We start from the raw sequence: 6,799 nt of genomic DNA on the forward strand, positions 1-6,799 counted from the left end.
ATTATTTTCTTTATATGTATAATATAAATATATAGAAAAAAGGAGATTTCCGATGAAAAAAACAGCTCTTGCCTTCTTAATTGGTGCATCGTTTCTATTAGGAAATGCGCAAACAGATGAAGCAGCCGCAAAAACACACTATTTAAAACTAAAAGCTTTAGAGACGACAACGATTTATCAAAAACCGTCTGCGTCTTCAAAAGTTGTAGGTACGCTTAAAAAAGGGAAAAGCGTCAAGATGACATACTTAAATCATCAGAAAAGTTACTATAAAGTTACGTACAAAGGTAAACCGGCGTATATTCGTTACAACTACGAAACGCTTAAATCTGTTGCACCTACAAATAAGTGGATTGGTGATTATTATGACCGTATGACAGCCGGTTCAGGAGGCATTACAAACTTGTATGTCTATAAACAAACAAGTAAAAAATTTTATTACGTGGCAACAGATTCTTATAGAGAAGGATCTGGTGTCAATGCATCGATGCATCATAAAACGTATAAAGGTTCCGCACGAATTCTATCCTCTACAACAGCTCGCATTCAAGTAAATAGCTGTACAGGATATTTAAAACGTAGTAGTAAAACGTTAAAGCCCACTTCAAATTCAGACCAATGTTGGGGAAACCGTGCTTACTCAACAGTCATGGGAGACGATCGTTTATTCCAAAAATAACCCACACAAAAAGGCCACAAGTCATAACTTGTGGCCTTCTGCATGTTACGCATCCGCAACTGGAGCGTCGTTTTTAATTTTATCTTTTTCACTTTCAGCTACATATAATGCACATGTTAAGTCACCGAAGCAATTCACCATCGTACGTGTCATATCTAACAGACGGTCAATACCGATGATTAGGGCAATACCTTCTACTGGTAAACCAACTGCTTCTAATACCATCGCAAGCATAATCATACCAGCACCTGGTACAGCAGCTGTACCGATAGAAGCAAGTACCGCTGTTAAAATAACGATTAACATTTGTGATACTGTTAAATCAACGGCATATACTTGTGCGATAAAGATTGTCGCAACCCCTTGCATAATTGCTGTACCATCCATATTAATCGTCGCACCTAAAGGTTGTACGAAACTACTAATGCCCTTTGGTACGCCAAGTTTTTTCTGTGCAACTTCCATCGATACAGGAAGTGTCGCACTACTACTAGATGTACTGAAAGCAACTGTTAACGCAGGAATATACGCTTTGAATACGTCGATTGGATTGCGTTTTGCTAATACTTTTAATGCACTACCATATACGATTACGAAGTGTACTAAAAGCGCAAGTAATACGACGATCATATACCAGAACATCGCTTGTAATGCGTCCCAGCCTTGTTTGCCGACTGCTGACGCGATTAATGCGAATGTACCGTATGGCGCAAATTTCATCACGAGCGTTACAAGGAACATCATCAACTCATTCCCTTGTTCCATAAAGCGTTTGAAAATATCCACTTTTGCACCTAAGAAGCTAATGCCCAGACCGACAAATACTGCAAAGAAGATGATTTGTAACATAGAGCCAGTGGCCATCGCGTCAATTGGATTCGCTGGAATAATACCTAATAACGTATCAGAAACAGGTGGTGCTTCCGTTGCTTCATAGCTTGCTGCGTCCACATCAAAGTCACCTTTGTTCCCTGGTTGGAATGTTACTGCTAAAATAATACCGATTGTAATAGCAATTGCTGTTGTTGCTAAAAAGAAAATCATTGCTTTCGCACCCATGCGACCAAGTGCTTTCGGGTCACCAATATTTGCGACACCTACGACAATTGAGAAGAATACTAATGGCACGATTAACATTTTAATCAAGTTCAAAAAGATTGTACCAAGCGGTGTGAAAAAGTATTGATCTGCTTGCGCGAAGAAATTTGGCACTGTGACATTTAGCACAATCCCGACAATTGCCCCCGCGACAAGCGCAATCAAAATTTTCGTTGCTAGTTTCATGTTATCACTTCCTTTGTTTTTTATACTATTATAACTTAAAATAAACATTAATTACATTTTCTTACACATAAATATAGAAAAAAACTAGAAAAGTCGAGAATTTACTTTTCTAGTCTTCAAATTACTTTACTTTTTTTAATTGGAATGTAAATCCATCTGATACATATTTGATTGCGCCATATTTCGGAGCAAAATAAATCGTCGTGTAACCATCTGTATATTTCATACAATTTTTAAATGTTTTATATTTTGTTTTCACACGATGGTTGAAGGTTACTTTTCTTTTTTCAATCGTTTGAATATCTGACAAAAATGGCTCAATTGTTACTCTTTTTGTTTTTTTAACATTGTTAGGAATATGAACATAACCGACACCACCTGTGGCAACGTAATATTTATTGCCATCCCATCCTTCGAAATAGTCAATTGTAGATAATCGATATTGTTTATTTGAAAAACGTTTTAATACTGCACTACTGTTTCCAAAGCCACCCGTATAACTAAATGTATACGTTTTGCTATAATCACGTGCATATGGATTTGAAGCTGCTTTGGCACCTACTAAAGGCACCGTGACAAATAAAATAAAAGCAATCATCATCGTCGTCAACCATTTTACATGTTTCATATTGTTTTACGTTCCCCTTTTACATTAAAACCTTTTGAAACAAAAATACCAATAAATGCCAAAATAATCAAAATCCATACCGTTATATTAAAACTCACTTGCAACCCGATAATAACCGATGCTGCTGTCGAGCCGATATAACGAAATGTCGAGTAAATACCAGATGCCACACCTGACATTTCTTTCGGCACCTCTGATAAATTTTCAGACTGCATCGCAGGTACGCCAAGTCCTGAGCCGATACCAGCGATGAATAAAATGAGTCCGGCGATGATAACGTGGCTCGCTGTCGGTAAAAAGAAATACAACGCAAGCGACAGTGCCGAACAAATAAATGAAAGACCGATAATTGCACGCGCTCCACGTTTCGCAGTCATATTCCCCCCAAGCCATGAAGCGAATGAAATTGATAATGAAAAAACGAACAATAATGTACCAATTGTATTCAATGAATAACCTGACGCTTTAACGAGAACAATCGGCATAATAAGCAATGTACAATACATAATCGCATTGTTTAATAAAATCGAAATGTTAGCGCTACGGAAGCTCGCCACTTTAAATAACTGAAAGTCGATTAACGAGTATTGATAACGGCGCTCGCGAACGACAAACAGTACGAGTGTGACTGCGAATAGTGCCCAAAGCCAAATATTCGTATAAAGACTTTTCGTTACTATCAAAACGATCGTCGTTAAAAATATCCCTAAGTACAGCGAGCCGAATAAATCGAGCTTGCTTTTTTTGCGTGTCGTCGCAGGTAATAATTTCGCAGCGAGCACGAACGATACTACCGCAAGTGGCACGTTGATCCAAAATGTCGATTGCCAATTCCAGATGTGAATTAAAAAGGCACCAATCATTGGTCCGAGTGCGGCACCTAATGACATGACAAGTCCAAAGAGACCAAATATTTTTGGCAACTGTTCTTTAGGCGTCACATAGCGAATAATCGCTGTACCATTTGGTGTAATGAGCGCTCCACCAATTGCTTGGCATGCACGCCCAATCATCAGCACCGTTAAGTTCGGTGCGTAAATGCAAACGAGTGACGCTAAAAAGAACAGCACAAGTCCTAGTAAAAACATATTTTTATTACCATATAGATCACCGAGCTTACCTGCAAGTGGCTGCGTGACAGTCATGATAATTAAATAAATTGTGACGATCCATGTAATCGTCGATAAAGACGTTTGAAACGTTTCCTGCATACTCGATAAGCCAATTGAAATCATCGTTGAATTGACTGGAACGAGGAAAGCTCCTGTCAAAATGACAAGAGCAGGAAATACAGACTTACTATTTTTCAATCGTTACGATACCAGCTGTACCATCAACCGTTACAACATCCCCGTCTTTTAGCATTGATGTTGCAACTTTTGTACCAAGTACTGCAGGTAATTGATATTCACGCGCTACAGTTCCAGCGTGTGATAAAATGCCGCCTGCATCTGTAATAACAGCGCCAGCAATTGAGAATAATACTGTCCAAGGTGGCAGTGTCGTTTTACATACGAGTACGTCGCCTTTTGTCACTTTTTCAAAATCGTCTTGGTCACGAACGATACGTACGATCCCTTTGTGGACGCCTTTTGATGCAGCGTACCCTTTAAAACTTTGTGCTACTTCGTCTACTTCTGCCATTTTCGTACCGAAAATACGCTCGATAATTGGTGCTACTGGTTCTTGTGGTGGTGTACCGTAGTTTGCAGGAATTTTTTTATTTGAATCAATTTCATGTTGCGCTTTACGTTGTGCGATTTTCGCAGTCACATCTTGTGGCGCGTCTACTAAATCAACTAACTCATCTAAGTATAAGAAGAAAATATCTTCTTTCGCTTCAATGGCTTTCGCATCAACTAATAATTGACCCATATCTAATAGTAATAGACGAGATTTTGCAGGAAGCATTGCATCAATGTAGAAGTGGTGGTCTTCATCTACGCCCCAGTATGCAAGTGCCCAGCTATGGATCAATTTGAAATGATCTTTTGCTTCGCCGTCTGGATATTTCGCTAATAAATCAGCTACTTTTTGCTCGCGTGTTGCGACAACTTTTGCAAATTCCGCTTCGAAATCATCATCTTTTTGTACGTACTTCGCAATGATTTCTAATGCGTATGCAGGGTTTTCATACCATGTTTCATTCGCAAATTCATGAGAAATCGCAATGCGCCAGCCGTAGATATCCATTACTTGTTGTACTTGTGCTAAAAATGCTTGACCTGCTGCTGTTTGTGCAAGTGCTTCTTTTAATGCTTTCGGTGCAGTTGTCGCAAAAATATTTGCTAATGCTTCGTCACCTTTTACGACTTGTGCAAGTTTCCAAATTTCACGGTCTGTTTCAAGTGATTTGTTCATCACACCTTCTACGAAATCGTAAACGATCGTTGCGTTCGTATCACCTGTTAATTTAGTGTAAGCATCTTCAAGTGCAAGACCTAGTGAACCACGTGGCATTACACATTCGAAGTGGCGTTCCCAACATAAGTTATAAAAATCAAATAGCTCTGTTAAAATGTCGCGTGATTGTGATAACGTGAAGCCATTTTGACGGTAGTTATCCATTTTTTCAAATTGTGGTACTAATTCATTGTTCATATAACCCCAGAAACGTTCGCTTAATGTCGCAAATCGTGCGCCTTCTGTTGCCATATTTTCAGCGATACGTGCGTTCATGTCACCTTTGTAAGGCACATTGAACTGGTAGTAATGTGAATCTTTAATTTTAATGCGGAATTGGTGAATTGGTAATTTTAACGTTTCATAAGCACGTTCTGTACCGATTGAAATTGATGGTGCCATGTAAGACGCAAATAATGGTGTTAATGCTTCTGGTAAATGTAATTCATCTAAAAACCAAAAGCCATTTTGAATATCTTGATCGTTTAATAATAGTTCGTCGCGGAACGTCTGTGTGTTTAACATAAAAATCTCCTTTTAAGCCGTAATTGGGCGTGATTGTAAAATAAATGGTTTGCCGTCTTTCATCGCAAATTCAATATCGACGGGGAATCCGTAAAATTTTTCTAATGTGTTCGTCGCTTGTAATAATGCCAATACTTCTGCATCAGCTAAACAATACACATCACTTTCAGCTAGTGTCGTTTCAACTTCTTTAATGCCCGCACCATCTGGTAGTACTTTGACTTCTTTTAAGCCAAGGTCTTTCATAATATCTTTCGTTTCCTTATGTACGATATATGTATCTGGTGTCACGATACCTGAGACGATTGCTTCACCTAATCCATAGCTCGCATTGATGATCATTTCATCGTGGCTATCTGTAATTGGGTTAATTGAGAAAATAACGCCTGCAACATCGGCGAATACCATTTGTTGCACTAAAATGCTCATTGGGAATTCTGCTAATGAAATGTTTTTTTGCTTCGCATAATCACGAACGTGGTCTGAAAAAGCAGAAGCCCAACATTGTTTAATCGCATCCAGTAACTGATGTTCATCTTTAACGTTTAAAATCGTGTCATATTGACCTGCAAATGACGCATCTGCTAAATCTTCAGCAGATGAAGATGAACGTACAGCGACTGCCAACTGGTCGTCGCCTGTTAGTGATTTTAGTTGCGCATACGCTTCAACATATGCTGCTTCCATTGCTTCAGGCATTGGCGCAGCCATTAACATTTCGATAAATGCTGGATCATCTACTTGGTCGTATAGGTCATTTGCACGCATAAATTGATCTAATGCATCTGCAATAATGACGAATCCATTAGGGATCACGACCCCTTCATTTAGTACTTTAGATAAGTACATCGCCTTAGACCCAATTTGTTTCAATGGGTGTTGTTGAGCGTCCTTTAAAAATACGGTAAACATAAATAATCTCCTTTTTTCCAAAAAATGTTCAACGAGTAAACTTTTTTATACATTAAAATATAGTTCTATCTAAAAATCAAACTGAAAGATGTATTTTAGCATAGATAATAGGACAAAAAGTTCATTATTTTTCTATTTAATACGTGATTTATTGTTATTTTTATCAACTTTATTTTTAATTCTATTTTACCTGTTTTTATAGTGTTTACATGTAATTTCATCTATATCTAAAAGATGGAAAACATATTGTTATCATATCGTTACTTCAGGGAATAATACGGGTTAAAGGGGGCATGTTATATGTTATCTCGAATTGCTACTGCTTCAGATATTGACCAACTCGTAGACCTTCGCCAACGCCAATTAAT

General features: G+C 38.2%; 6 protein-coding genes. 1 reads left to right on the forward strand and 5 read right to left on the reverse strand.

Translation table 11 applies throughout. The features are described 5' to 3' along the window. Window positions 1–52: 52 nt before the first annotated feature. Window positions 53–679, forward strand: coding sequence for an SH3 domain-containing protein (locus tag KMHG_RS09645; RefSeq protein WP_010289071.1), 627 nt, complete (start codon window positions 53–55; stop codon window positions 677–679). A gap of 45 nt (window positions 680–724) precedes the next feature. Here KMHG_RS09645 and KMHG_RS09650 read toward each other — a convergent pair whose 3' ends face one another. The 5 genes from KMHG_RS09650 to KMHG_RS09670 all read right to left on the reverse strand — a co-directional run bounded on the left by KMHG_RS09650 (window position 725) and on the right by KMHG_RS09670 (window position 6,431). After that, the gene (locus KMHG_RS09650; protein ID WP_010289072.1) at window positions 725–1,963 is read right to left on the reverse strand and encodes a dicarboxylate/amino acid:cation symporter; all 1,239 of its coding nucleotides are present in this window, start codon (window positions 1,961–1,963) and stop codon (window positions 725–727) included. A 121-nt stretch (window positions 1,964–2,084) separates the two neighbouring features. Beyond that, a complete protein-coding gene (locus KMHG_RS09655; protein ID WP_010289075.1) occupies window positions 2,085–2,591 on the reverse strand; it encodes a hypothetical protein in 507 nt (168 codons plus the stop codon). Further along, the gene (locus KMHG_RS09660) at window positions 2,588–3,901 is read right to left on the reverse strand and encodes an MFS transporter (protein ID WP_010289077.1); all 1,314 of its coding nucleotides are present in this window, start codon (window positions 3,899–3,901) and stop codon (window positions 2,588–2,590) included. The genes KMHG_RS09655 and KMHG_RS09660 overlap by 4 nt, the downstream gene beginning before the upstream one ends. After that, on the reverse strand, window positions 3,891–5,519 hold the full coding sequence (locus KMHG_RS09665; RefSeq protein WP_010289078.1) for a PEP-utilizing enzyme: 1,629 nt from the start codon (window positions 5,517–5,519) through the stop codon (window positions 3,891–3,893). Before KMHG_RS09665 ends, KMHG_RS09660 begins: the two co-directional genes overlap by 11 nt. A 12-nt stretch (window positions 5,520–5,531) precedes the next feature. Beyond that, a complete protein-coding gene (locus KMHG_RS09670) occupies window positions 5,532–6,431 on the reverse strand; it encodes a PEP/pyruvate-binding domain-containing protein (RefSeq protein ID WP_010289079.1) in 900 nt (299 codons plus the stop codon). Window positions 6,432–6,799: the final 368 nt, after the last annotated feature.

Origin of the sequence: Kurthia massiliensis (genome assembly GCF_000285555.1) — a bacterium.
Lineage (GTDB): Bacteria > Bacillota > Bacilli > Bacillales_A > Planococcaceae > Kurthia > Kurthia massiliensis.

Excerpts from the sequence above, each read along its gene's own strand:
- KMHG_RS09645 (WP_010289071.1), top strand. The coding sequence starts at position 53 with ATGAAAAAAACAGCTCTTGCCTTCTTAATTGGTGCATCGTTTCTATTA.
- KMHG_RS09650 (WP_010289072.1), bottom strand. The coding sequence starts at position 1,963 with ATGAAACTAGCAACGAAAATTTTGATTGCGCTTGTCGCGGGGGCAATT.
- KMHG_RS09655 (WP_010289075.1), bottom strand. The coding sequence starts at position 2,591 with ATGAAACATGTAAAATGGTTGACGACGATGATGATTGCTTTTATTTTA.
- KMHG_RS09665 (WP_010289078.1), bottom strand. The coding sequence starts at position 5,519 with ATGTTAAACACACAGACGTTCCGCGACGAACTATTATTAAACGATCAA.
- KMHG_RS09670 (WP_010289079.1), bottom strand. The coding sequence starts at position 6,431 with ATGTTTACCGTATTTTTAAAGGACGCTCAACAACACCCATTGAAACAA.